General features: G+C 71.4%; 22 protein-coding genes and 2 pseudogenes. 13 read left to right on the top strand and 11 right to left on the bottom strand.

Translation table 11 applies throughout. The features are described 5' to 3' along the window. The 3 genes and pseudogenes from CHC05_RS31120 to CHC05_RS31110 form a co-directional block, all read right to left on the bottom strand. A pseudogene (locus CHC05_RS31120) lies at positions 1-265 on the bottom strand (IS982 family transposase); the annotation flags it as partial. Between the two features lie 609 nt (positions 266-874). Continuing rightward, entirely contained in the window at positions 875-2059 is a 1185-nt protein-coding gene (locus tag CHC05_RS31115; protein WP_245871298.1) for a VOC family protein, read from the bottom strand. A 192-nt stretch (positions 2060-2251) separates the two neighbouring features. Continuing rightward, the gene (locus CHC05_RS31110) at positions 2252-2608 is read right to left on the bottom strand and encodes a nuclear transport factor 2 family protein (protein WP_089254181.1); all 357 of its coding nucleotides are present in this window, start codon (positions 2606-2608) and stop codon (positions 2252-2254) included. 565 nt (positions 2609-3173) lie between these two features. Between CHC05_RS31110 and CHC05_RS31105 the strand changes: the two genes are divergently transcribed. Continuing rightward, a complete protein-coding gene (locus CHC05_RS31105) occupies positions 3174-3776 on the top strand; it encodes a redoxin domain-containing protein (RefSeq protein ID WP_089254180.1) in 603 nt (200 codons plus the stop codon). A gap of 31 nt (positions 3777-3807) precedes the next feature. Beyond that, the gene (locus tag CHC05_RS31100) at positions 3808-4428 is read left to right on the top strand and encodes a hypothetical protein (protein WP_089254179.1); all 621 of its coding nucleotides are present in this window, start codon (positions 3808-3810) and stop codon (positions 4426-4428) included. Between the two features lie 558 nt (positions 4429-4986). Here CHC05_RS31100 and CHC05_RS31095 read toward each other — a convergent pair. Genes CHC05_RS31095 through rfbB form a run of 3 tightly spaced genes read right to left on the bottom strand, consistent with a single transcriptional unit; the run spans position 4987 to position 7489 of the window. Then, complete coding sequence (locus CHC05_RS31095; protein ID WP_089254178.1) at positions 4987-5634, bottom strand: GNAT family N-acetyltransferase; 648 nt, start codon at positions 5632-5634, stop codon at positions 4987-4989. A 5-nt stretch (positions 5635-5639) separates the two neighbouring features. After that, positions 5640-6506 (bottom strand): dTDP-4-dehydrorhamnose reductase, encoded by an 867-nt coding sequence (gene rfbD, locus CHC05_RS31090; protein ID WP_089254177.1) that lies wholly within the window; start codon positions 6504-6506, stop codon positions 5640-5642. Continuing rightward, entirely contained in the window at positions 6506-7489 is a 984-nt protein-coding gene (rfbB, locus tag CHC05_RS31085; protein ID WP_089254176.1) for a dTDP-glucose 4,6-dehydratase, read from the bottom strand. Before rfbB ends, rfbD begins: the two co-directional genes overlap by 1 nt. Positions 7490-7536: 47 nt before the next feature. Here rfbB and rfbA point away from each other — a divergent pair, with 47 nt between their 5' ends. From rfbA to CHC05_RS31065, 4 genes and pseudogenes are all read left to right on the top strand, one after another. Next, positions 7537-8418: a glucose-1-phosphate thymidylyltransferase RfbA gene (gene rfbA, locus CHC05_RS31080; protein ID WP_089254175.1), complete on the top strand. Its 882-nt coding sequence runs from the start codon at positions 7537-7539 to the stop codon at positions 8416-8418. Then, entirely contained in the window at positions 8415-9002 is a 588-nt protein-coding gene (gene rfbC, locus CHC05_RS31075) for a dTDP-4-dehydrorhamnose 3,5-epimerase (RefSeq protein WP_089254174.1), read from the top strand. The genes rfbA and rfbC overlap by 4 nt, the downstream gene beginning before the upstream one ends. A 112-nt stretch (positions 9003-9114) precedes the next feature. Further along, positions 9115-10474 (top strand): annotated as a pseudogene (pafA, locus tag CHC05_RS31070) (Pup--protein ligase). A 26-nt stretch (positions 10475-10500) separates the two neighbouring features. After that, positions 10501-10761 carry a hypothetical protein gene (locus CHC05_RS31065; RefSeq protein WP_144022853.1) on the top strand — a complete coding sequence of 87 codons (261 nt, stop codon included), beginning with the start codon at positions 10501-10503 and terminating at the stop codon, positions 10759-10761. Between the two features lie 67 nt (positions 10762-10828). Here CHC05_RS31065 and CHC05_RS31060 read toward each other — a convergent pair whose 3' ends face one another. Together CHC05_RS31060 and CHC05_RS31055 are read right to left on the bottom strand one after the other, a co-directional pair. Continuing rightward, a complete protein-coding gene (locus CHC05_RS31060) occupies positions 10829-11920 on the bottom strand; it encodes a DUF3866 family protein (RefSeq protein ID WP_089254172.1) in 1092 nt (363 codons plus the stop codon). Positions 11921-11931: 11 nt separating this feature from the next. After that, positions 11932-12885, bottom strand: coding sequence for a cation diffusion facilitator family transporter (locus CHC05_RS31055; RefSeq protein ID WP_425426872.1), 954 nt, complete (start codon positions 12883-12885; stop codon positions 11932-11934). Between the two features lie 146 nt (positions 12886-13031). Between CHC05_RS31055 and CHC05_RS31050 the strand changes: the two genes are divergently transcribed. From CHC05_RS31050 to CHC05_RS31025, 6 genes are all read left to right on the top strand, one after another. Next, positions 13032-14018, top strand: a complete 987-nt coding sequence (locus CHC05_RS31050; RefSeq protein WP_089254171.1) for a helix-turn-helix transcriptional regulator — start codon at positions 13032-13034, stop codon at positions 14016-14018. Between the two features lie 70 nt (positions 14019-14088). Continuing rightward, positions 14089-15072: a helix-turn-helix transcriptional regulator gene (locus CHC05_RS31045; protein WP_089254170.1), complete on the top strand. Its 984-nt coding sequence runs from the start codon at positions 14089-14091 to the stop codon at positions 15070-15072. 10 nt (positions 15073-15082) lie between these two features. Then, positions 15083-15334: a hypothetical protein gene (locus CHC05_RS31040; RefSeq protein ID WP_089254169.1), complete on the top strand. Its 252-nt coding sequence runs from the start codon at positions 15083-15085 to the stop codon at positions 15332-15334. A gap of 154 nt (positions 15335-15488) precedes the next feature. Next, on the top strand, positions 15489-15767 hold the full coding sequence (tatA, locus tag CHC05_RS31035; RefSeq protein WP_089254168.1) for a Sec-independent protein translocase subunit TatA: 279 nt from the start codon (positions 15489-15491) through the stop codon (positions 15765-15767). Between the two features lie 21 nt (positions 15768-15788). Next, positions 15789-16721 carry a twin-arginine translocase subunit TatC gene (gene tatC / locus CHC05_RS31030; RefSeq protein ID WP_089254167.1) on the top strand — a complete coding sequence of 311 codons (933 nt, stop codon included), beginning with the start codon at positions 15789-15791 and terminating at the stop codon, positions 16719-16721. Between the two features lie 42 nt (positions 16722-16763). Continuing rightward, entirely contained in the window at positions 16764-17672 is a 909-nt protein-coding gene (locus CHC05_RS31025) for a diacylglycerol kinase (protein ID WP_089254166.1), read from the top strand. Here CHC05_RS31025 and CHC05_RS31020 read toward each other — a convergent pair. Continuing rightward, positions 17659-18411: an HAD family hydrolase gene (locus tag CHC05_RS31020; protein ID WP_245871303.1), complete on the bottom strand. Its 753-nt coding sequence runs from the start codon at positions 18409-18411 to the stop codon at positions 17659-17661. The two genes, CHC05_RS31025 and CHC05_RS31020, sit on opposite strands and share 14 nt — an antisense overlap. A gap of 91 nt (positions 18412-18502) precedes the next feature. On the opposite strand from CHC05_RS31020, the gene CHC05_RS31015 reads away from it, so the two are divergent. Beyond that, a complete protein-coding gene (locus CHC05_RS31015; protein ID WP_089254164.1) occupies positions 18503-21265 on the top strand; it encodes a DEAD/DEAH box helicase in 2763 nt (920 codons plus the stop codon). Positions 21266-21471: 206 nt separating this feature from the next. On the opposite strand, the gene CHC05_RS31010 is transcribed toward CHC05_RS31015, so the two are convergent. Continuing rightward, on the bottom strand, positions 21472-22407 hold the full coding sequence (locus CHC05_RS31010) for a 5'-3' exonuclease (protein ID WP_089254195.1): 936 nt from the start codon (positions 22405-22407) through the stop codon (positions 21472-21474). Between the two features lie 109 nt (positions 22408-22516). Then, positions 22517-23830 carry a CHAP domain-containing protein gene (locus tag CHC05_RS31005; RefSeq protein ID WP_089254163.1) on the bottom strand — a complete coding sequence of 438 codons (1314 nt, stop codon included), beginning with the start codon at positions 23828-23830 and terminating at the stop codon, positions 22517-22519. Between the last annotated feature and the right edge of the window lie 4 nt (positions 23831-23834).

Below are 23834 nucleotides of genomic sequence, written 5' to 3'. Positions count from 1 at the left end.
GTTTGAGTAGTGGCAACGCCACGCGGAGTCGTTTGTTGTAGCCGGACTGGCCTGGCAGGTACGGGAACGCGCCCGGTAGATGCACGGGTAGGAAGCGCAGCCATCGGGCCTCGGAACGGACCCCGAGCAGGGCCTGGGCCACCGCGATCGTCACCAGTTCGGCGTCCGAGAGCCGCGGCGGGCGACCAACCCGCCGTGGCCGTCCGAGCCAGTCGTCGATCTTCACGTACAGTGCGGTCAGAAGGGTGTTGATGTCTGTCGTCACAAACGGATCATCGACACCCTTCGCCGTACCCACGACTTAGGGGTAGTTAGGACTTACTCGTCTAGCCCATCGGGCCGGGTGGGGCGAACCCTTACCGGGCGGCCATGCCTGTGCGGGGCGGCCATGCCTGTGCGGGGCGGCCATGCCTGTGCGGGGCGGCCATGCCTGTGCGGGGCGGCTACCGCTGTCCTTGCCGTGCGGGCCGGCTGCCGGTCTTGCCGTGCGGGCTGGCTACCGTCGTCCTTGCCGTGCGGGCCGGCTGCCGGCCTTGCGTGCGGGCCGGCTAGCGGCCATGTCGTCCGGGCCCCACCGAGTGCCCAAGGCGAGTCACCCAAGCGCGGACAACACCTCAGGCGGTGTGGACCCTTGCCTGGCGCTCGAACGTTGCCCGGCATCGCGGTACAGGGGGCCCGTCGATTGCTGCCGATCCGGGTCCGTCCGCCGGGCTCGGCCGCTGGCCGGCCTACCTCTCGACACCCCACGGACCCTTTGAAGCGTCATCCACCGCGGCGGCGGGTCGTTAGGTCCCGTCAAGAGCCGTCGGCGTGCACCCTCACCGTCGTTGTGCGAGGAGAGACCGCCTAGCGGTTCGCTCAGCCGAGGGTGAGGTCATGCTTCGCTGACGATTACCAGCTCGTTGTTTTCGGGGTCGGCGACCAGCCAGCGATCCTTCGACTCGGCTTGGAGGCGGCCACCGGCCGCGACGGCCGTGGCGAGGCGCGTCTCCGCGAGGTCGGACGGGACAGCGAGTTCGAGGTGGATGCGGTTGCGTTGCTGGCGCCGCTTAGTGTCCGCGGCGTCGAGCTCCTGGAAGACCAGCACCGGGCTCAGTCGGCGCGGATCGTGAATGTCGCTGACCCCGTCTCGGGGGTCGGGGGTGTAGCCAAGGGCGGCCAGCCAGAACCCGCGGACCGCGGGCACGTCGGCGGCGTCGAGAAAGAGCTGAACGAAGCGGGGCAGCCCCGGGTCGGCCGTGGCTCCGAGTTTCCGCGCGGCGGTCTGGAGGTTTCGGGCCAGGTCGGTGAAGTCGAGATCCAGGCCGTGGGCCTCGGCCTCCCACCGGTCCTTGCCGCTGTCGACGATCACGAGCCCGGGGCGCAGGTCAACCAGCAGCGGGAAGCCCGCGTGGTCGGCCAGCGCCGCTGCTGCGGCCGCCAGGTCGTGCTGCAGCGCCGGCGTCGTGGTGCGGTAGCACGCCATCGCGCTGAACACCGCTTGCCAGTCGGCTGTCCCCGTGCTCTCGCCCAGGGGGTCGCCCGGCACCAGGTCGACCTCGTTGCCGTCGGGGTCGGCGTGGCAGACGCCGTACGGCCCCGATGCCGCACCGAGAGCCGCCCGCTCGACCGCCTCCGCCGGCCGCACCACGTCCAGGTGGACGCGGTTTCGCAACGGTCGTGCCTCGGGCGACTGCCTGATCCGTAACGCGGGGTCGCGCCGCGACGGATCCACCAACCCGCCGTCTTCGCCGGGTGCGTAGTCGAGCGTGCGCTGCCAGAACGGCCTCACCGCGGACGGGTCCGCGGATTCGAGGACGACGCTCAGGTGCTGCGGCACGGCGGGGTTCGCGGCCAGCCCCAGCGTCCGCGCGGCGGCCGAGATCGCCTCGGCGTGCTCGTGCGAGTCGAGGCGCACCCGCGCGCCGGTCGCGCGCAGGTCGACTGCGATCTCGGGCGACAGCTCCAGGATCTGCCCGGCCAGCGCGGCCGCCTCGACCAGCGAAGGCGAGTCGAACCATGCCGTAGCGACGCCATCGACCAGCCGCCAGTCCGTTCTAACCTCAGCCCTGCCCGGCACTGTGGAGCCCCTCTCGGACGATCCCCTTGCTCGCGGAGTGGTGGGTTGAGGCTAGCGCTGGTGGGGCGCATTGATGGCCCCGTGCGGTGGCCGGCTCGAGGCCATCGCGGTCGGGTTGAACCGGGGGCGGCGCGGCCAGGATGACCGGCGGGGCACCCGGCTCGGTGCGCCGTCGTGCGGTCGTTCAGGCGGTCAATCGGTCAGGAGAAGCGTGTAGACGCGCTTGATCAGCCCGTCGCCGGCCAGCGCGATGTCCACGCCCCGTACGACGGCTGGCTTTCCCAACGGTCCGAAAGCCCAGGCGAGGTACCCGAGGTCGTCGACGACGTGGATCGACCCGACGGAGGTGAAGACGAACTCGGGCGACTCGTCCAGCAGCCGCCGCGCCTTCGCGTCGACCGCGTCGTGGCCCACCACGGTCTCCTCAGGATCCGAGAAGATGACGTCCGCGACGTAGGTCCGCCCGATCGCCGCCCGGCGGCGGTCGCCGTCCCGTTCGTTGAAGACTTCGAGCAGGTTCGCCTTCATCAGATCCTCGATGGTCGCCACCGGTCACTCCTTTGCTGGGCAACCGGCAGGTCACCGATTGCGGTCCACGGGCCGGCTGCCGGGAGACGTGCCCGGCGGCCTGTTCTGATCCTCGACCGGCCCGCCCGACGGCCGCGGGGAGATCCAAGGAACCGGCCAGGTCCTGAGCCTCCGGCAACGCCTCTGGGCCGGTTCAGGACGCAAAGAGCAGGCGTCATCCTAGGATGCTTTAGGGAGTGTGGCCCCGGTGACCGATGGCCCCGCTCCGGCCGCCCGGCCCACGCAGCGAGCCGGGGGAGAAGGCTGCCCGCGCTGAAGCGCCACCCCGTCGGCCGGTCGCCTCGGGCAGTCCCGCACCGAGGCTGCCCGCGTCGAGCGTTCGCGGCTGAGTCGAGCGCTGCGCGGCTGCCCCTGCGGCGGGTGGTGTGTGGCGGATCGGAAGCTACGGCGGAGACAAGCGCAGCCGTGCCGTGGGGTTGGACGCCGGCCGCTCAGGCGCGTCGTAGGCCGGGCTCAAGACCGGGCCGGTGGCGGAGGCGGCCTGCGTACGGTGGAAGGACCGCCAGCTGTCAGGGAGGTCAACCGAATGCGTAGTGACATCACCGCCGGTGGGGTGTTTCCCGACTACGCCTTGCCTGATCACACGGGCACCGTGCGTACGCTCAGTGAGCTCCAGGGCGACGACCCCATGATTCTTACGCTTGCTCGTGGGCATTACTGCCCCAAGGAGCATCAGCAGCACCTTGACCTCGCCGCGTTTCAGTCCAAGATTGCTGTCGCTTATACGCGGATCGTCACCATCGCTACCGACGAGCACCATACGTTGCAGGAGTTTCGGTTGTCGGTCGGCGCCCAGTGGCCGTTTCTGTCCGATGTGGAGCGGACCGTGCAGCGGGACCTCGACATCAAGGAGTACACCGATCCTGTCAACGACCCGATGATTCCGCACACCCTGGTGCTCAAGCCGGGCCTGCGAGTCCACAGTGTCTACAACGGATACTGGTTCTGGGGGCGGCCGTCCACCGACGAGCTCTGGCGCGACCTGCGGGCCGCCACCGCCGAGGTCCGACCCGACTGGGACCTCAGCGCGCCGGGCCTGCGCGAGGCGTGGGACGCGGGCGACATGACACCATTCCACGGGTACGACCGGAAGCCCGTGGCCGTGGCACCAGACGGTCGCAGATCTTGACCCTGCGCAGGGCTGGGCGGATGCTCACGCGGTGATCTCGGACCGGTGGCTTCGTAACGACCATGACTTTCCGCCCGGCGCCGAGCTGTTCCGCAGTGAGCGCGCCTTCCACGTGGAGGCCTACACGATCTCGCACGGCCAGCTCCTGCTGTCGTCGCCGGCGCCGGCCGAGGACGGTACGACCGTGCAGCTGCTCTTCAAGCCCGTCGAGGAGATGCGACTGCCCTCGCACTTCGACGGGCTCATCGTGAGCGCGGCGCAGGACAGCCCACGGGGCCGACGGCGGTTGACCCTCGCCGGCCGGGGGTTCGAGGGCTACGTCGTCTGCCTGGCGTTCGGCTGGCGCGAAGGCGTGCTGGATCGCCTGCAACCGAGCCTGTTCAGCCCGGTCTCCGAGCCGGATCTGCGCTGGCCGACGCGGCCGGTGGCGGGGCTGGACGGCGGGCTCGACCGGGCGTCTCGCGAAGAGGTCGCGCGGGCGGTCACCGACGGTCTGAGCCCCACCGCACGCCGGGACCGCTGGCATCTCGCCTGGGTGCTGCGCGACGACACGCGCACCGTCGGCGTCTTCCTCACCGAGGCCGACGCCCACGAGGCCGCGCGGCTCCTGCCGAGAGAGCGCCGGGTCGAGCCCGCACCGTTGGTGCTCTAAAGCGTGCCCTGCCGATCAACGCGACCTGCGACAGGCCGAGCCTCCGTTCGGCGGCGTCTCGGGATCACCGAGGTACAACACCGGTGTCCCGGGCCACCTCGCGGTGACGGCGGATCGGCTCATGTTGATCGGCAGGACGCACCCTAGGTGTGCTTGTCCAGGGACGGTTGGACCGTCGGCTGAGGGATCAGACGCCGCCCGGACCACCACCGGTCATGATCGTGTGTGGCCCATCGATGTGGAGACGGCCCGATCTCATGATCGTGTGCGCCTGGTCTGGTTTACGCACGGCGTGTCGACCAGATCAGACACACCCGATCATCGGTTACGCGGCCGGTCTCCCAGACCGAGCACACACGATCATGGCCAGCCGTCCGCGCCCATCCATCCGACCCCGAGCTGGGCGAGCCGACTCCGGGCTGGGCGAGCCGACTCCTGGGCTGGGCGAGCCGGCTCCGGGCTAGGCGAGCCGGCTCCGGGCTAGGCGAGCCGGCTCCGGGCTGGCCGAGCCGACTCCGAAACGCGTCTAGGTGTGCTGTCCAGGGAGTGTCTCGTGGATCATGCCGGCACCCCGAACAGCGGCAGGCAGGGCGCAAGGCCCGTGACCGATACCGGCGGGCGTGGCTGGGCGGCCCAGCGCTCCCGGGACAGCCGCAGTCGTTGTGACACGACCACCTCGCCGTGTAGGAGGTCGCGGGTGAGGCCGTCGTCCTCGTAGCCGAGTTTGCGTGATACCCGCAGCGGCGCCGGGTTGTCGACGAACGACGCTGTCGTGGCCGACTGCGCCGACAGTTCTGAGAAGGCCAGGTGCAGCGCTGCCTGCCGTGCCACGGTGCCCAGGCCGCGGCCCTGGTGGGCCAGGCCCAGCCACGACCACGTGCGCACCTCGCGTAGCTGCCCGAACGACGTGCCCAGCAGGCCCTGCATGCCGACCGCGACCCCGTCGACGAAGACGCCGAGGTGCAGCGACCAGTCCGATGGCGTCCACTCGCCCCGGTCGGACCAGACACCCTGCACCACGTGCCGCGCCCGGTCCATCGGTGGCAGGTCCGTCCACGGCGTCAGGAACGTACGCGTGCCCGGCTTCTGCATGCCTTCGAACGCCACGGCGGCCAGCGCGGACAGGTCCGTGTCCGATGGTGGGCGCAGCTCGACCGGCCCCACCCGCAGCCGCAGCCCGAGCAGCGGCCAGTAGTCAGCCAGCATGCGACTCAGCCCGCGCGCACCGCGCCCGCCGCCACCGCCGAGGCGAGGGTCGAATGCCAGTCCGCCATGGGTGCCAGCCCGGCCGAAGCCCATCGATCATGACCGAGGACGCTATACGCGGGCCGGGGCGCCGGCAACGGAAATTCGGCGCTGGGGATGGGCCGCACCCGCGCCGGATCCAGGCCGCTCAACGCGAACACCGCCTGGGCGAACCCGTACCACGTCGTCGAACCCGAAGCCGTGCCGTGATAGATCCCGGCGGGCGCGGACGGCGCCGACGCCAGCGCGACCAGCTGCCGGGCCAGGGCGAGCGACCACGTCGGCTGGCCCTGCTGGTCGTCCACGACGTTCACGGTGGAACGCGAAGCCGCGAGTCGCAGCATCGTCGCCGCGAAGTTGCGTCCGTGCGCCCCGTAGAGCCACGCCGTGCGCACCACATAGCCCGCCGACGGGAGCAGCGACAGCACGGCCTGCTCGCCGACCAGCTTGCTGCGCCCATAGGCGTTGATAGGGGCGGGAGGCGCGGACTCCGGATAGGGCGAGGACCCCGACCCGGACAACACATAGTCGGTCGAGACGTGGATCAGCCGCGCCCCGGAAGCAGCGCAGGCCGAAGCCAGCGACGCGACGGCGTCACCGTTGAGCGCGGTGGCGGCGGACTCGGCCGTCTCAGCACCGTCGACGTTCGTCCAGGCCGCCGCGTTGATCACCACGTCGTGCCCAGGCACGGCCGCAGCCACTGCAGCGGGAGACAACAGGTCAAGATCCGCACGACGCGCGGCCGTCACGGTGAAGGAAGGCGACGACGAAAGCACAGCCACCAGATCCGACCCCAGCATCCCGCCAGCGCCGGTCACCAGAACCTTGGTCATCAGTTGGACGCCGCCTTCAACGGCTCCCACCACGAGCGGTTCTCCCGGTACCACGCCACCGTCGAAGCCAGCCCGCGCGAGAGGTCGATGCTAGGCGCGTACCCGAGCTCGGACTGGATCTTCTCGATCGACAGCGAATAGCGCCGGTCGTGCCCCTTGCGGTCGGCGACCGGCACGACCTGGTCCCACGACGCGCCGCACGCGTCCAGCAGCAGCCCGGTCAGCTCCTTGTTGGTGAGCTCGGTGCCGCCACCGATGTGGTAGACCTCGCCGGCCCGACCCTTGTCCTGCACCAGCGCGATGCCGACGCAGTGGTCGTGCACGTGCAGCCAGTCGCGGATGTTCCCGCCGTCGCCATACAACGGCACCGTCCCGCCGTCGAGCAGGTTCGTCACGAACAGCGGGATGACCTTCTCGGGGAACTGGTAGTGCCCGTAGTTGTTGGAGCAGCGGGTGACCACCACGTCCATCCCGTGCGTGCGGTGGTAGGCCAGCGCCAGCAGGTCGGACCCGGCCTTGGAGGCCGAGTACGGCGAGTTCGGCGCGAGCGGCCAGTCCTCGGTCCAGGACCCCGAGGCGATCGACCCGTACACCTCGTCCGTGGAGACGTGCACGAACCGGCCCGTGCCGTGCCGCAGCGCCGCGTCGAGCAGCGTCTGGGTGCCGAGCACGTTGGTCGTCACGAACACGCTGGCGCCGGAGATCGAGCGGTCGACGTGCGACTCGGCCGCGAAGTGCACGATCACGTCGTGGCCGGGCACCAGATCGTCGACCAGAGCCGCGTCGCAGATGTCACCCTCGACGAACCGGAGCCGAGGATCCGCTAGAACCGGCGCCAGGTTGGCCCGGTTGCCCGAATAGGTGAGCTTGTCGAGCACCGTCACCGCGCTCGGGGCCAGGTCCGGCCCCGCGCCCGGGGTCAACAGCATGCGGACGTACTCCGAACCGATGAACCCGGCACCGCCGGTCACGAGGATCCTCACGGGTTCCGGAGTCTACGCGACGGGGCCACCCCGGTAGGCTGCGCGCCGTGCGAGGGATTCTTCTGGCGGGCGGCACGGGATCGCGGTTGTGGCCGATCACGATGGCCGTCTCGAAGCAGCTCATGCCGATCTTCGACAAGCCGATGATCTACTACCCGCTCTCCACGCTGGTGATGGCCGGCATCGACGAAGTCCTGATCATCACGACCCCGGACGACCAGGCGCAGTTCCAGAAGCTGCTCGGTGACGGCAGCCAGTTCGGCCTCAAGATCGAATATAAAGCCCAAGCACGGCCGGAGGGCATCGCACAGGCGTTCCTGCTCGGCGAGGAGTTCATCGGCGACGACTCGGTCGCGCTGATCCTCGGCGACAACATCTTCCACGGCGTCGGCCTGGGCCGGCAGCTCGGTGACACGAACCCGCTGGTCGGCGGGCGGGTCTTCGCCTATCCGGTGGCCAACCCCCGCGAGTACGGCGTGGTCGAGTTCGCCGCCGACGGCAAGGTCCTCTCGATCGAGGAGAAACCGGTCAAGCCCAAGTCGCGGTACGCCGTACCCGGCCTGTACTTCTACGACAACCGGGTCGTGGAGATCGCCAAGGGGCTCAAGCCGAGCGACCGCGGCGAGCTGGAGATCACGGCGGTCAACGAGGCCTACCGGGAGTGGGGCGAGCTGACCGTCACCGTGCTGGACCGGGGCACCGCCTGGCTGGACACCGGCACCTTCACGTCGATGATGCAGGCCGCCGACTACGTACGCGTGATCGAGGAACGCCAGGGCCTCAAGATCGGCTGTGTCGAGGAGGTGGCCTGGCGGGCCGGGCTGATCGACGACGCCACCCTGCGCGACCTGGCCACCCCGCTGACCAAGAGCGGCTACGGTGACTACCTGCTGGGCCTGCTGCGGGAGAAGGAGGAGACCGCCGCATGAAGATCCGTGAGCTGGGCATCGAGGGCGCCTTCGAGGTGACCCCGCAGCAGCACGGCGACCCGCGCGGGCTGTTCCTGGAGTGGTTCAAGGCCGACGCCTTCAAGGCGGCCACCGGCCACTCGTTCACCCTCGCCCAGGCCAACATGTCCGTTTCGGCCCGGGGCGTGGTCCGCGGCATCCACTTCGCCGACGTCCCGCCGGGCCAGGCCAAGTGGGTCACCTGCGTACGCGGCGCCGTGGTCGACGTGATCGTCGACATCCGGGTCGGCTCGCCGACCTTCGGGCGCTGGGAGGCCGTCCGGCTCGACGACGTCGACCGGCGCGCGGTCTACCTGGCCGAAGGGCTCGGGCACGGCTTCTGCGCCCTGACCGACGACGCGACGCTGGCCTACCTCTGCTCGACCGGCTACAACCCGGCGGGGGAGCACACGGTCCACCCGCTCGACCCGGACCTGGGCATCGAGTGGCCGACCGACGCCCCGATCCTGTCGGCCCGCGACGAGGCCGCCCCCTCGTTGAACGACGCCCACAGCCTCCTGCCCGACTACGAGGCCTGCCGGGCGTACGTGCGAAGCCTGCGGTAAAACCCGACGAACCGGGCGTCGAACGTACCCCGTGAATGTTTTCCGCCATCGAAGCGATGACGGCGCGTCGCGGCACTGACCACCGACGGCTTTTGCCGGCTAGTGTCTTGCTATGGAGCGGCGAATCTTCGGGCTCGAAACGGAATACGGCGTCACCTGCACCTACCGCGGGCAGCGCCGGCTGTCGCCGGACGAGGTAGCCCGCTACCTGTTCCGGCGAGTGGTGTCCTGGGGCCGGTCAAGCAATGTTTTCCTCCGCAACGGCGCCCGTCTCTACCTCGACGTCGGATCCCACCCCGAATACGCCACCCCCGAGTGCGACAACGTCGCCGACCTGGTCGCGCACGACCGGGCGGGCGAGCGCATCCTCGAAGGCCTGCTGGTCGACGCCGAGAAGCGGCTGCACGACGAGGGCATCGCGGGCGAGATCTACCTGTTCAAGAACAACACCGACTCGGCCGGCAACTCGTACGGCTGCCACGAGAACTACCTGGTCTCCCGGCACGGCGAGTTCGGCCGCCTGGCCGACGTGCTGATCCCGTTCCTGGTCACCCGGCAGCTCATCTGCGGCGCCGGCAAGGTGCTGCAGACCCCGCGCGGCGCCGTCTACTGCCTGTCGCAGCGCGCCGAGCACATCTGGGAGGGCGTCTCCTCGGCGACCACCCGGTCCCGGCCGATCATCAACACCCGTGACGAGCCGCACGCCGACGCCGAGCGCTACCGCCGCCTCCACGTGATCGTCGGCGACAGCAACATGAACGAGGTCACCACGCTCCTCAAGGTCGGCTCGGCCGACATCGTGCTGCGGATGATCGAGGCCGGCGTGGTCATGCGCGACCTCTCGCTGGAGAACCCGATCCGGGCGATCCGCGAGGTCTCCCACGACGTGACCGGCCGGCGCAAGGTCCGCCTCGCCAACAACAAGGAGATCAGCGGCCTCGAGATCCAGCAGGAATACCTGGCCAAGGCGACCGAGTTCGTCGAGCGCCGGGGGGGGCGACCAGACCGCCAAGCGGGTCGTCGAGCTCTGGGGCCGGGTGCTGCGGGCGATCGAGACCAACAACCTGGAGCCGGTCTCCCGCGAGATCGACTGGGTCACCAAGCTGCGGCTGATCGAGCGCTACCAGGACAAGTTCGACCTACCCCTGTCCCACCCCCGGATCGCCCAGATGGACCTCGCCTACCACGACCTGCGGCGCGGCCGCGGCCTCTACGGGCTGATGGAGAAGCGCGGCCAGGTCGACCGGGTCGCCACCGACCTGGAGATCTTCGAGGCCAAGGAGACCCCGCCGCAGACCACCCGGGCCCGCCTGCGCGGCGAGTTCATCCGGCACGCCCAGGAGAAGCGGCGCGACTTCACCGTCGACTGGGTGCACCTCAAGCTCAACGACCAGGCGCAGCGCACGGTCCTCTGCAAGGACCCGTTCCGCGCGTACGACGAGCGGGTGGAGCGGCTGATCGCGAGCATGTGACGCATCCGGGTACGCTCTGGGGCACCATGACGCTCCCCGACAGCGCTTCGATGCACCGCGACGAGGGCTCCGCACCACGCGAGCCCGAGACCGCGCCGCGCCTGGACATGTCCGCGACCCGGCCCGAGGTGATCCGGCAGGGCTGGCTCCAGAAGCGCCAGCAGAAGGTGCGCGACGAGATCGACCGCAACCGGCGCGGCGACTACAAGGTGCCGACCTGGGTGATGGCCGTGCTGCTGGTCGCGCTGATCACGGGCTGGCTGTTGCTGGTGTTCCTCAACGGCTGACGCCGTTGCCGGCCGGTGGCGCCGCGGTGCGGCCGGAGGCTCGCGCTGGGCCGGCGGCCGCCCGCAGTCAGGAAGGCTGAACGGCCAGTGCGGCCGCATGCCGTCCCGCGGCGGCCGCGGTCAGGAAATAGCCGTGGTCGGCGTCCAGCCCGCGGCCCATGGTCGACAGCGGCACCGGTGAGGCGCGCAGCGCCGCGTCCAGCCCTTCGCTGGGCACCCGGACGATCCGGTGCCGCACGGAGAGGTCCGCGATCTGCTCCTCCACGCGAGCCGCGAGCGGCGCTTCTAGCCCGTCCGGCAGCGGCAGGTCACAGGGGACGAGCGCGACCCGCCCGTACGCGGTCAGGCTGTGGTGCGAGATCCCCCGGTGCCGTTCCCGGGGGTCGGCGGCCGAGATCCGCAGCGCGCCGACCGCCTGCCCGCCCAGCGCGCCGGCCGCGTTGACCGCCTCGCCGACCGCGACGCCGGAGAACGCCCACGGCAGTCCCGCGCCGAGGTTGCCAGGCCCCTGTGCGACCACCGCGACGTCCGCTCCGAGCGCGTAGCGGGCCGCGAGCAGGCCGCTGTGGGTGGTGACCGCCTCCAGATCGCCGCCGAACGCCTGTCCGACGGTGACGGTGCCGACCAGCCGGTCGCGCAGGCCGTCGAGGGTGCGGGAGAACCAGGCCGGCAGCGCCCCGCCGTCGGTCATCACGTACGCGATGCGGGCCGCGGGCCGGTCGGCGTGGATGCCAGCCGCGATGGCCGGGAGCGCGGAGTGCAGGTCGGCGGTGACCACCGGCATTCCCGCGAGGGTGTCGGCGGCCGCGATCGCCGCGTGGTGCGGCGACGACGGCTCCTCGACGCCCCGCACGATCGCCTGCAGCGGCGTGTAGCGGGCCTTGACCACGTGGCCGCCGTCGCGGTCGGTGCCGGCGCCCGGCGGGTCCGGAGGCAGCCGGTCGGGCAGCGCGACGACCAGCGCGTAGCCGCCGGTGCCCAGGCCCATGAGCTGGGCGTTGACGTTGAGCAGGACGCGGTCGCCGGGTTCCGGCTCGCCGACCAGCTCGGGATAGGCCAGCGCCCGGGTCGCCACGCCGTCGACCGTCACCGACAGCTCGACGGCGCCGCGCCACCGTCGCCTGACTCCCGCGACCACACCGGCGCGCCATCTGACCATGGCAGGAAAGGTTACCGGTCCGGTCGGTCGCGTCCCGCGCGGCCGCGCGTCGGGTCGAGGAAGACGTACCGGACCGACGGGTAGACGCTGATCAGGCGCCGCTCGGCCGCGTCCGCCGCCGCCTCGATCTCGGCGCCGGTGGCCGTGTCGTCGAAGTCGACCTTGGCGGCCACCAGCACGTCGTCGGGGCCGAGCTGCATGGTCAGCAACTGGTCGACGCGGTCGACGGTAGGCACGGCGGCGAGCTCCTCGCGCAGCCGCTGGTGCAGCCGGCGCGGCACCGACTGGCCGACCAGCAGCGAGATGTTGGCCAGCGACAGGACGAACGCGACCACCAGCAGCAGCATGCCGATGCCGATCGAGGCGATGCCGTCCCAGATCGGGTCGCCGGTGGCCTCGGTCAGCCCGAGGCCGGCCGCGGCCAGGGCGAGACCGATCAGCGCCGCGCTGTCCTCCAGGAAGACGGCCTTGACCGTGGTGTCCGGGGTCAACCGCAGGAACCGGAACGGCGAGGTGCGCCACCGGGTGGCCTCGCCGCGGACCTGGCGCAGCGCCCGGAGGAACGAGATGCCCTCCAGGACCGCGGAGACGGCCAGCACGATGTAGCCGACCGCGAAGTCGCTGATGTCCTCGCCGTGCAGGATCGTCTCGATCCCGCGGTAGATCGAGAAACCGGCGCCGGCCACGAAGGTGAACAGCGCGGCCAGGAACGCCCAGACGTAGCTCTCCTTGCCGTAGCCGAAGGGGTGCCGGTCGTCGGGGTCTTTCGCGCCCCGCCGCAGCGCGGTGTAGAGCAACGCCTCGGTGGTGGTGTCGGCGACCGAGTGCGCGGCCTCGGAGAGCAGCGCCGCCGAGCCGGTGAGCAGGCCGGCGACGAACTTCGCGACGGCGATAGCGAGGTTGGCCAGACCCGCGATGATCACGGTCAGCACGGACTCGGACGGCGCTTCGTCCTGGTCGGGAATCGCCGCGTGCCGTACCTCGGGTTCCCCCTCCAGCTCCACGTCGTCGAAGTCCGATGGCCGGACAGGATCTTCCGAGGTCACGAACGCAAGGCTATGCCCCGCAAGGGTGTGCGCACATGCGTACCAACACTGCTAGCGTCTTGGGAGTGTCGCGGACCCGCACCGAGCGCCTGGTCAACCTGGTGATCTGCCTGCTCTCGACGCGACGGTTCCTGACCGCCGCGCAGATCGCCGCGACCGTTCCCGGCTACGAGCACGACCCCGAGGATCCCAAGGACCACGAGGCCTTCCAGCGCAAGTTCGAGCGCGACAAGTCCGAGCTGCGTGAGCTGGGCGTTCCTTTGGAGACCGGGTCCGCGAGCGTCTTCGACACCGAGCCCGGCTACCGCATCGCCCGCCGCGACTACGCCCTGCCCGACATCCCGCTCGCGCCCGACGAGGCCGCCGCCGTGGGCATCGCCGGGCGGCTCTGGCAGCACGCCGGCCTGGCCGCCGCCGCGTCCTCGGGCCTGGCCAAGCTGCGCGCCGCCGGCGTCGACGTCGACCCGCAGGCGACGCTGGGCGTCGAGCCGATCGTCCGGGTCGACCCGACCTTCGCGCCGCTGACCGCGGCCGCCCGCGACCGGCGCACGGTGGCCTTCGACTACCGGGTGCCCGAGCAGGACGGCCCGACCAGCCGCCGGCTGCAGCCGTGGGGCGTGGTGTGCTGGCGGGGCCGGTGGTACGTGGTGGGCCACGACCTCGACCGCGACGCGCCGCGCTGCTTCCGGCTCTCCCGGGTGGTCAGCGGGGTCCGGCTCACCGGCCGCCCCGGCGCCTACGAGCCGCCGCGTGACCTCGACCTGATCAGCTACGTCGCCCGGTTCAGCGGGCCGATCGAGCGCACCGGCCGCACCACGGTGCTGGTCCGCAAGGGCCGCGCCGCCGGGCTGCGGCGGTGGGCGCAGGAGACGGTCCCGGGGCCGGAGGTCGACCGGGTCGTGCTGCGCTACGCCGACGTCGACTTCATCGCCACCCAGCTCGTCAACTACGGGCCCGACGTGCGGGTGATCGAGCCGCCGGAGGTACGCGACGCGGTGATCCAGCGCCTCAAGGAGACCGCCGCCCGCCACGACAGCCCGGTGCACGCATGAGCGAGCGAAGCGAGCGCAAGTGGCTCAGTGCCCAGGGATCGTGCCGGGCCCTGCGGAGCGGGGCACGGGCATGACGCCCAACGCGGTGCGGCCGAGCGCCGACCGGCTGGGGCGGTTGCTCAACCTGGTTCCCTACCTCCTGGCCCGGCCGGGGATCGAGGTCGCCCAGGCGGCCGGCGACCTCGGCGTGACCGAGCGGCAGCTGCGCGAGGACCTGGAGCTGCTCTGGGTCTGCGGGCTGCCCGGCTACGGCCCGGGCGACCTGATCGACATGGCGTTCGACGGCGACCGGGTGACCATCACCTACGACGCCGGCATCGACCGGCCGCTGCGGCTCACGCCCGACGAGGCGCTGGCCCTGGTGGTGGCGCTGCGGATGCTGGCCGAGACCCCGGGCATGGCCAACCGCGACGCGATCGAGCGGGCGCTGGCCAAGATCGAGCACGCGGCCGGCGACCTGGCCGACGCGCCCGTCGCGGTCCGCATGCCGGGCAGCGACGACCGCCTGGCCACCCTGCGCGGCGCGGTCGAGCGCGGCCGGGCGCTGCGGATCACCTACTACGCGCAGACCCGCGACCAGACCACCGAGCGGGTGATCGACCCGATCCGGCTCCTGATGGTCGAGGGCCGGGCGTACGTCGAGGCGTGGTGCCGTCGGGCCGAAGCCGTCCGGCTGTTCCGGGCCGACCGGATCGACGCCCTCGCCGAGCTCGACGAGCCGGCCACCCCGCCGCCGACCGCCGAGCTGCACGACGTGAGCGAGGGAGTGTTCAACCCCGGCGCCGAGCTGCCGCTGATCACCCTCAAGGTGGGCCGGGGCGGCCGGTGGATCACCGAGTACTACCCGTGCGAGAACGTCCGGCCCGACCCGCGCGAGCCCGACGAGTGGATCGTCACGCTGCGGGTCACCGACCTGGCCTGGGCACAGCGGTTCGTGCTCGGCCTCGGCCGCGACGCGACCGCGGTGTCGCCGCCGGAGCTGGTCGCCCGGGTCCGCGACGCCGCGACGGCCGCACTCGACGCCTACGCGGCACCGGTGACCGAAACGCTCTAAGCTGTCGCCCGTGGTGCTCTGGATCGTGATCGGCGCGGCGGTGCTCGGCCTGCTCCTGCTGGCCCTGGCCGCCCGGCCCGTGCTGGCCCGGCTGCCGGAGCTCGCCCGCGCGCTGCGCCGGCTCGAAGACCGGCAGGCCCGCGCCGAGCAGCTCAGCGTCAAACTGGCCGACCTAAAGGAGCAGGCCGAGGCCGTACGCGAACGCGCGGTGACCGCCCAGGAACGCATCGCAGTGATCAAGGCCGGTCGCGGCCGGGCGTGACGCCCGAATTGTCAAAGTCAGGCCGCTCGTCGGCCAGACTTCACCGGCTATTGAGGTCCACCGGCGGGTGGCGTCGTCGGATGTCACCCGTAGGATGGGCACGTTCACCCCGACGCACCAGACCGTCCGACATCTGATCGACTTTGGAGTTCCCATGGGCGCCCTCAAGCCGTGGCACATCGCCGTCCTCGTGGTGTTGCTGGTTCTGCTCTTCGGCGCGAAGCGGCTTCCTGACGCGGCCCGCTCGCTCGGTCGCTCGCTGCGCATCATCAAGGCCGAGACCAAGGGCCTGGTCGACGACGGCAAGACCGACGACGACCTCGCCGAGAAGGCCGACGCGCAGTCCGGTCGCCAGCCGCTCCCGCAGCAGCCGGTGCAGCAGACGCCTCCGCCGGTCGTCGACCCGGTGCAGCGCAGCCGCGACGTGATCTGACGACCGGGACGTCATCCGGTCATGGCCATGTCTCTGCGCCGTAAAGGGCCGACCGAGTTCCAGCGGGCCTCCGACGGCTCGATGACGCTGGTCGAGCACATCCGGGAGCTGCGCAACCGGCTGTTCAAGGCGTCGCTGGCGCTGGTCGGCGGTTTCATCGTCGGCTACATCCTGGCGCAGCCCGTCTTCGACGTGCTCAAGCAGCCCTACTGCGCGCAGTTCCCGGGCAAGCCGTGCGCCGAGGTCGAGTTCCTCCAACTCGGCGCGGGCGACGGCTTCCTGCTCAAGCTCAAGCTCGCCCTCTGGGTGGGCCTGATCGTCGCGTCGCCGGTCTGGCTCTACCAGCTCTGGGCGTTCATCGCCCCCGGTCTGCACCGCCACGAGCGCAAATACGCGTACTTCTTCGTGGCCCTGGCCGCGCCGCTGTTCATCGCCGGCGCCGTCCTGGCCTACTTCGTGGTCTCCAAGGGCCTGCACTTCCTGTTGGAAGCGGGCGTCACCGGCACAGAGCAACAACTCGAAGTCACCCGATATATCTCGTTCGTCACCAACATGCTGCTCATCTTCGGAGTGGCGTTCGAGTTCCCGCTCATCGTGCTGATGCTCAACTTCGTGGGCCTCGCCAGCGCGAAGCGGTTGCTCGGTTGGTGGCGCGTCGCGGTCTTCGTCTTCTTCCTGTTCTCGGCGGTGGTCACCCCGACACCCGACCCGTTCGGCATGACCGCGCTCGGCGCCTGCCTGAGCGCGCTCTACTTCGCCGCGGTCGGCGTCGCCTTCCTCAACGACAAACGCCGGGGCCGGGGCCGCGAGCTCTACGCGGACGTCGACGACGACGAGATGTCGGTGCTCGAGGACGACCGTGAGCCGATCCCGGCGGGCGCGCCGATCGAGCAGATCGCACCGGTGGCGGCACCCCAGCCGATCGACCGGCGCTACGACGACGACATCACCTGACAGGCTCTGTCGCGGCGGCCCACCCGGATATAGGGTGCCGCGATGAAGATCGACGGGCCGATCGCGGTGCTGGCCAACCCCGGAGCGGGGCGCGGCCGGCACCGCGACGTGCTTCCGACCGTCCTGGCCCACCTCCGGGCCACGGGACACGCGGTGGAGCCCCTCTCGGCGAGCACCGCCGCCGACGCACTCGCGGCCTGTCACAAGGCGGTGGACGCCGGGGCCGGCGCCCTGATCGCCGTCGGCGGCGACGGGACCGTCCACCTGGCACTGCAGGCCCTGGCCGGCACCGACGTGCCGCTCGGCATCATCCCGGCCGGCACTGGCAACGACTTCGCGGTCGCCGCGGGCTTCACCGCCGACCCGCACCGGGCGCTGACGACCCTGACCGCCGCGTTCACCACCGGCGGCTCGACCACCCTCGACCTCGCCCGGCTGACCGCAGCCGACGGCACGACCCGCTGGTTCGGCGGGGTGCTCGCGGCCGGCTTCGACGCGATCGTCAACGAGCGTGGCAACCGGATGAGCTGGCCCCGCGGCCCGATCCGGTACGACCTGGCGATCCTGGTCGAGCTCGCCCGCCTGCGCGCCCGGCGCTACCGGATCGTCCTGGACGGCGAGGTCCAGGAGCGCGACGCGGTGCTGGTCGCGGTGGCCAACGCCGGCAGCTACGGCGGCGGCATGCGGATCTGCCCCGACGCCGACCCGACCGACGGCCGGCTCGACCTGACCGTGGTGCGGCCGATCAGCCGGACGACCCTGGTCCGGGTCAAACCGCGGATCTACGCGGGCACGCACGTCACGCACCCGGCCGTCGACACCTACCGGGCCGCCCGCATCGAGCTGCACGCCGAGGGCATCGTCGGCTACGCCGACGGCGAGCGGGTCTCGGCGCTCCCGGTCACCGTCGAGTGCGTACCCGGGGCGCTGCGGGTGCTCACCGGCGGGTGAGCGCCACCGCCGCACCGAGCCCGTTGGCCTTGCCCGGGTCGGCGGCGGGCACCACGAGGGCGGTCAGGCCGGCCCGCACCGCACCCGCGTCGGCCGGCGTGTCGCCGACCATCAGGGAACGCTCCGGGTCGACGCCGAGCATGCCACACGCCCGCAGGAAGATCGCCGGGTCCGGCTTGACCCGGCCGACCTCGTAGGACAGGACGAACGCGTCGACGAGCTCGGCCAGACCCCACTCCTCGAAGTGCGGCCGGATGTCGAAGCCGATGTTGCTCACCACCGCCACCGGCACCCCGGCGGCCCGCAGCGCCTTGAGCGACTCCGCCGTGTCCAGATACGGCACCCAGCCCGGCGCGCCCAGGAGCCGCTCGTAGAGCGCGTCCGCGAGGCCCTCGATGTCGGTGTGCACGGTCGCGGCCAGGCCCACGAACGCCGCCCGGTGAGCGTGCGCGTAGAGGTCGCGGTCCGCCCACACCTCGGCCAGGTGCACGGGCACCCGGTGCGGCAACGGCCCGCCGGCCCGGCCGGCGGTGACCAGGCGGTCGGCCAGCACGGTCGCCTTGCCCCGGTCGAGCTGCGCACCGCAGGCCAGGGCGGCGGCGACCACCCAGGCCACCGGGTCCTCCACCTGGGCGAGGGTGCCGTGGAAGTCGAAGAGCACGGCCTCGACGGGGCGTCTGGACTGTTGGTCCGGTCCGTCCGGCACACGTGGGTTGGGCGGGTCCGCACGGTCTGGCAATGGCACGCCGTGGACCTTACCCACGACCGACCGGGCGAGTACCGCACGGCCTACCGCGTCGGCGCGGCGCGCACGCCGTAATCTTGGATACATGTCGAGCCCCGCCGAGCGCTACGCCGCGGCGCGCCGCCGGGCCGCGAAGGCCAGCGCGTTCCCGGCCCTGGAAGACTTCGCCCTCGGAATCGGCTTCGACCTCGACGATTTCCAGCGCGAGGCGTGCGAAGCCCTGGAGCGCGGCAGCGGTGTGCTCGTCTGCGCGCCCACCGGCGCCGGCAAGACCGTGGTCGGCGAGTTCGCCGTCCACCTGGCGCTCGTCGGGGGAGAACCGGACGCCCCGCCCAAGAAGTGCTTCTACACCACGCCGATCAAGGCCCTGTCGAACCAGAAGTACCACGACCTGGTCGAACGGCACGGCGCCGCCAACGTCGGCCTGCTGACCGGCGACAACGCCATCAACGGCGACGCGCCCGTGGTCGTGATGACCACCGAGGTGCTGCGCAACATGCTCTACGCCGGCTCACCGGCGCTGCAGGGCCTGGCGTACGTGGTGATGGACGAGGTGCACTACCTGGCCGACCGGTTCCGCGGCGCGGTCTGGGAAGAAGTGATCATCCACCTCCCGGCGTCAGTGACGTTGGTCTCACTGTCGGCCACCGTCTCCAACGCGGAGGAGTTCGCCGACTGGCTCGTCACCGTCCGCGGCCACACCGACGTGGTGGTCAGCGAGCACCGGCCGGTGCCGCTCTGGCAGCACATGCTCGTCGGCCGCCGGATGTTCGACCTGTTCCACGACGCCGCGGCGGCCCGCAAGCACGACGTGCACCCCGAGCTGCTGCGCTACTCGCGCGAGATGCTGCGCCGCCTGGAGATGGGCCGCGACGGCTGGGCCGGCGCGAGCCGGGGCGGCCGGGGGCCACGCTGGAAGGGCCCGCTGCGGGCCGAGATCGTCGAGCGCCTCGACCGGGAGAACCTGCTCCCGGCGATCCTGTTCATCTTCAGCCGCGCCGGCTGTGACGCGGCCGTGCAGCAGTGCCTGGCCGCCGGCCTGCGGCTGACCACACCCGACGAGCGCGCCGAGATCCGCCGGGTCGTCGAGGAGCGGATCACCGCGATCCCCGGCGAGGACCTGTCGGTGCTCGGCTACTGGGAGTGGCTCGACGGCCTCGAGCGCGGCCTGGCCGCCCACCACGCCGGCATGCTGCCCGCGTTCAAGGAGGTCGTCGAGGAGCTGTTCGTCCGCGGCCTGGTCAAGGCCGTGTTCGCCACGGAGACGCTGGCGCTGGGCATCAACATGCCGGCCCGCTGCGTGGTGCTCGAGCGGCTGGTCAAGTTCAACGGCGAGGCCCACGTCGACCTGACGCCGGGGGAGTACACGCAGCTGACCGGCCGGGCCGGGCGGCGCGGCATCGACGTCGAGGGCCACGCGGTGGTCGTCTGGTCGCCCGAGGTCGACCCGCGGCACGTGGCCGGCCTCGCGTCGACCCGCACCTATCCGCTGCGGTCCAGCTTCCGGCCCTCGTACAACATGGCGGTCAATCTGGTCGGGACCGTCGGCGCCGACCGCTCCCGCGCCCTGCTGGAGGCGTCCTTCGCCCAGTTCCAGGCGGACCGCTCGGTGGTCGGCCTGGCCAAGCAGGTGCAGCGCAACGAGGAGACGATCGAGCAGTACACGCAGGAAGTGAAGTGCAGCCACGGCGACTTCGACGAGTACTTCGACCTGCGCATGCAGATCGGCGAGCGGGAGCGCGCCCTGGCCCGGCAGGGCCAGACCCAGCGCCGCGCGCAGGCGGTGTCGTCGCTGGAGCGCCTGCGGATAGGCGACGTCATCCGGGTGCCGTCGGGCCGCCGCGCCGGCCTCGCGGTCGTCCTGGACCCGGGCACCGCGGGTTTCGGTGACCCCCGGCCGCTGGTGCTGACCCAGGACCGCTGGGCCGGCCGGATCACCTCCGCCGACTTCACGGCGCCGGCCGAGGTGCTGGCCCGCATCCGCGTGCCCAAGCACTTCAACCACCGCAACCCGTCGGCCCGCCGCGACCTGGCCGCCGAGGTCACCGGCACCGGCCTCGACCGGCACAGCCGCCGCGGCCGCCGCGCCCGGGGCACCGGCGAGGACGCGCACCTGGTCGACCTGCGCGACAAGCTCCGCAAGCACCCGTGCCACGCCTGCCCGGACCGCGAGGAGCACGCCCGCTGGGCCGAACGCCGGCGCCGCCTGTCGAGCGACACCGACGAGCTGCGCAAGCGGGTGTCGAGCCGCACCGGCTCCCTGGCCCGGATCTTCGACCGGGTGTGCGCGCTGCTGACGGCGCGCGGCTACCTGTCGGAGGACGGCGAGGTCACCGACAACGGCCGCATGCTGGCCCGCATCTGGTCCGAGGCCGACCTGCTGGTCGCCGAGTGCCTGCGCCGTGGCGTCTGGGACGGCCTCACCCCCGAAGAGCTCGCGGGCGCGGTGTCGGTGGTGCTCTACGAGGCGCGCCGCGAGAGCGACGAACGAGCGTCGGTGCCCCGCGGCCCGATCACGGACGCGATCGACGAGACGATGAAGATCTGGGCGGAGCTGGAGGCAGACGAGGCGGCCCGCGGCGTCGACCGCACCCGGGAGCCGGACCTGGGCTTCGTCTGGCCGATCGTCCGCTGGGCGCGCGGCGAGGCCCTGGCCAAGGTGCTGGCCAGCGGCCACAACCTGGACGGCGACATGCCCGCCGGCGACTTCGTCCGCTGGGCGCGACAAGTTGTCGACCTCCTCGGTCAGGTCGCGGACGCGGGTGGTGCGTCCAGCACCGTCCGCACCACGGCCCGCCAGTCCATCGGCATGATCAACCGAGGGGTTCTGGCCTACATCAACAGTTAAGGGTGAGGCGGGCTCGGCTTCGTGGTGGGCGCGGCCGCACCGGCTAGGTTCGCCCGTCATCCGCGCCCGCGGCCGGCGCCGCCCGACGGCGTGGCGCGCGACGCCACGCCCTACCCCAGCGGATCTGGGTAGTCCGTTGTCGCAACAGCAGCAACGCTTTACCTAGGTCTAACGGCGTGGGCGGGCGGGGCCGCCCGATGTGGGTGTTACTGGGCTGTTCCTGCGTGGCTGATCGCGTCGACCAGGCGGCGGCACGGGCCGGCCAGGTTCCACTTCTCGGCCAGGTCCAGCAGGGCGTCGCCGTCGGCGGGGGCTGTTGGCAGCGCGGCGTCCACATTGGGCAGTTCGACGTCGCGGGCTACCTTCACCACCGTGGGGGCCACCGCCAGGTAGTCGCGGGCCGCGTCCAGTTTGCCGCGTAGGCCCGGGGCGAAGCCGGCCTTTGGGTCGTCCAGGGCTGCCAGCATCGCGTCGATGTCGCCGTAGCGGCTGATCAGGCGCGCTGCGGTTTTGTCGCCTACGCCCGCCACGCCGGGTAGGCCGTCGCTTGGGTCGCCGCGTAGCGCCGCGAAGTCCGCGTAGCCCGAGGCCGGGACGCCGTACTTCGCCTCTACCGCGGCGTTGTCGCAGTCTTCGAGTTTGCCCACGCCGCGGCCGCAGTAGAGCAGGCGGACCGGTTTCGCGTCGTCGATGAGCTGGAACAGGTCGCGGTCGCCGGAGGCCACCTCGACCGGGCCCGGCTGGGTGGTCGCGAGGGTGCCGATCACGTCGTCGGCCTCGTAGTCCGCCGCGCCGATCGCCGGGATGCCGACCGCGGCCAGGACCGAAAGGATCAGCGGCACCTGGGCCTCGAGGTTGTCGGGTACGACCTCCGTGGACGGTCCGCCGCCGGGCGCCAGCCGGTGCGCCTTGTACGACGGGATCAGCTCGACCCGCCACGCCGGGCGCCAGTCGTAGTCCAGCGCGCAGATCAGCCGGTCGGGCCGGCGGGTGCGGATGAGCTGGGCGACCATGTCGAGGAAGCCACGGACCGCGTTGACCGGGCTGCCGTCGGGGGCTTGGGCCGCCGACTCCGGAATGCCGAAGTAGGCCCGGAAATAGAGGCTCGCCGAGTCAACGAGCAGCAGTGGTCGTCGAGTCATCGTCACAGCCTGCCATGCCGCCCGATCACCTCCGCGACGGCCTCCGACACCACGCCCGCAGGCCTGCCCCGAGCCATCCGGAGGCTCGGGGCAGGCGGCTGAGGTGTGGCTAGGTCAGAGGTGTGGCATACCCGGAGGTTCCAGCGGTAGTGCGATTGAAACTGCGGACATAGACGACGTCATTGAAATTGCCGTCGACCGTGGTGATCGTGTCGCCGGATACCGCCACGACCACGCTGACATGGTCGTTGCCAGGTCCGACACTGTCGTTGAACCGCCAGCCGATGACGTCGCCCGGCTGTACGCCCGCGAGGTTCGGGAAGTTGGTGGCCGAGCGCCAGGTGCCGTAGCGGCTGAACGAGACGGCACCAGCGTCCAACCCGGCGATGCGCGCTCCGGACTCTCGCCAGATCCACCGAGCGAAGTCGGCGCACCAAGGCTGACCGATCCATCCGTTGCCGCAACGCGGACCGACACCGAAGGAGGTGCTGTAGAAGTTGCAGTTCGGCCCGCCGATCTCCTGGTTATGCGCGGGGTTGGCCGCTTCGGCACGGGCCTTCTCGACGATGGCGGCACGTACCCCGGATAGCGAGGTGTTCCCTGGGTCGCCGTTGCCCCAGTGCGACACGGTGCCGTAGGCGTATACCTGGCCGATGCCGGAGACGGCGGCGTACCCGGCGCCGTTGGCCGTAACCGACACGCCGGCAATGCCACCGGTGAAGCCGGCCGGGTTGCCGCGGTAGGTGACGGTGCCGTACGCGTACACCTGGCCTGTGCTGGATATGGCCGCGTAGCCGGACCCGTCCGCGGTCGTCGAGATGCCGACGATGGACCCCGAGAAACCGGTCGGGTTGCCCCGGTGCCGGACCGACCCGTACGCGTACACCTGCCCTGCGCTGGATATCGCGGCGTAACCGCTGCCGTCGGCGGTCGTGGACACCCCGACGATCGAGCCGGAGAACCCGGTCGGGTTCCCACGGTAGGCGACGGAACCGTAGGCGTAGACCTGGCCAATGGTCGACACCGCGACATAACCCGCGCCGTTGGCCGTCGTCGAGATCCCGGCGATCGAGCCGGAGAACCCCGTCGGGTTACCGCGGTGGCCGACCGTTCCGTACGCGTAGACCTGGCCGGTGCTGGAAATGGCGGCGTAGCCGCTGCCGTCGGCGGTCGTGGAGACACCGATGATCGAGCCCGAGAAACCGGTCGGGTTGCCGTGGTAGCGGACAGACCCGAACGCGTACGTCCCACCCGCTGTGTTGGTGAGGACGTAGCCGCTTCCGTTGGCGGTGACCGAGATGGTGCGGTAGGTGTTCGGAGCGGCCGCCGCGGGTTCAGCGGTGCCGGCGAGGGCAGTGACGGCCGCAGTGGTCGCGGCCAGGAGCGCGACCTGGAGGCGCCGCGGCGTTCGTACGTTGATCATCGCG

The organism is Asanoa hainanensis, from assembly GCF_900188485.1.
GTDB lineage: Bacteria > Actinomycetota > Actinomycetes > Mycobacteriales > Micromonosporaceae > Asanoa > Asanoa hainanensis.
The sequence above is the reverse complement of the archived record's forward strand: the minus strand, read 5'-3'. Positions and strand labels throughout refer to the sequence as shown.

Coding starts and splice junctions, on each gene's coding strand:
- CHC05_RS31105 (WP_089254180.1), top strand. CDS start 3,174: ATGCGTAGTGACATCACCGCCGGTGGGGTGTTTCCCGACTACGCCTTG.
- CHC05_RS31095 (WP_089254178.1), bottom strand. CDS start 5,634: ATGCTGGCTGACTACTGGCCGCTGCTCGGGCTGCGGCTGCGGGTGGGG.
- rfbD (WP_089254177.1), bottom strand. CDS start 6,506: ATGACCAAGGTTCTGGTGACCGGCGCTGGCGGGATGCTGGGGTCGGAT.
- rfbC (WP_089254174.1), top strand. CDS start 8,415: ATGAAGATCCGTGAGCTGGGCATCGAGGGCGCCTTCGAGGTGACCCCG.
- CHC05_RS31065 (WP_144022853.1), top strand. CDS start 10,501: ATGACGCTCCCCGACAGCGCTTCGATGCACCGCGACGAGGGCTCCGCA.
- CHC05_RS31060 (WP_089254172.1), bottom strand. CDS start 11,920: ATGGTCAGATGGCGCGCCGGTGTGGTCGCGGGAGTCAGGCGACGGTGG.
- CHC05_RS31045 (WP_089254170.1), top strand. CDS start 14,089: ATGACGCCCAACGCGGTGCGGCCGAGCGCCGACCGGCTGGGGCGGTTG.
- tatA (WP_089254168.1), top strand. CDS start 15,489: ATGGGCGCCCTCAAGCCGTGGCACATCGCCGTCCTCGTGGTGTTGCTG.
- tatC (WP_089254167.1), top strand. CDS start 15,789: ATGGCCATGTCTCTGCGCCGTAAAGGGCCGACCGAGTTCCAGCGGGCC.
- CHC05_RS31025 (WP_089254166.1), top strand. CDS start 16,764: ATGAAGATCGACGGGCCGATCGCGGTGCTGGCCAACCCCGGAGCGGGG.
- CHC05_RS31015 (WP_089254164.1), top strand. CDS start 18,503: ATGTCGAGCCCCGCCGAGCGCTACGCCGCGGCGCGCCGCCGGGCCGCG.
- CHC05_RS31010 (WP_089254195.1), bottom strand. CDS start 22,407: ATGACTCGACGACCACTGCTGCTCGTTGACTCGGCGAGCCTCTATTTC.
- CHC05_RS31005 (WP_089254163.1), bottom strand. CDS start 23,830: ATGATCAACGTACGAACGCCGCGGCGCCTCCAGGTCGCGCTCCTGGCC.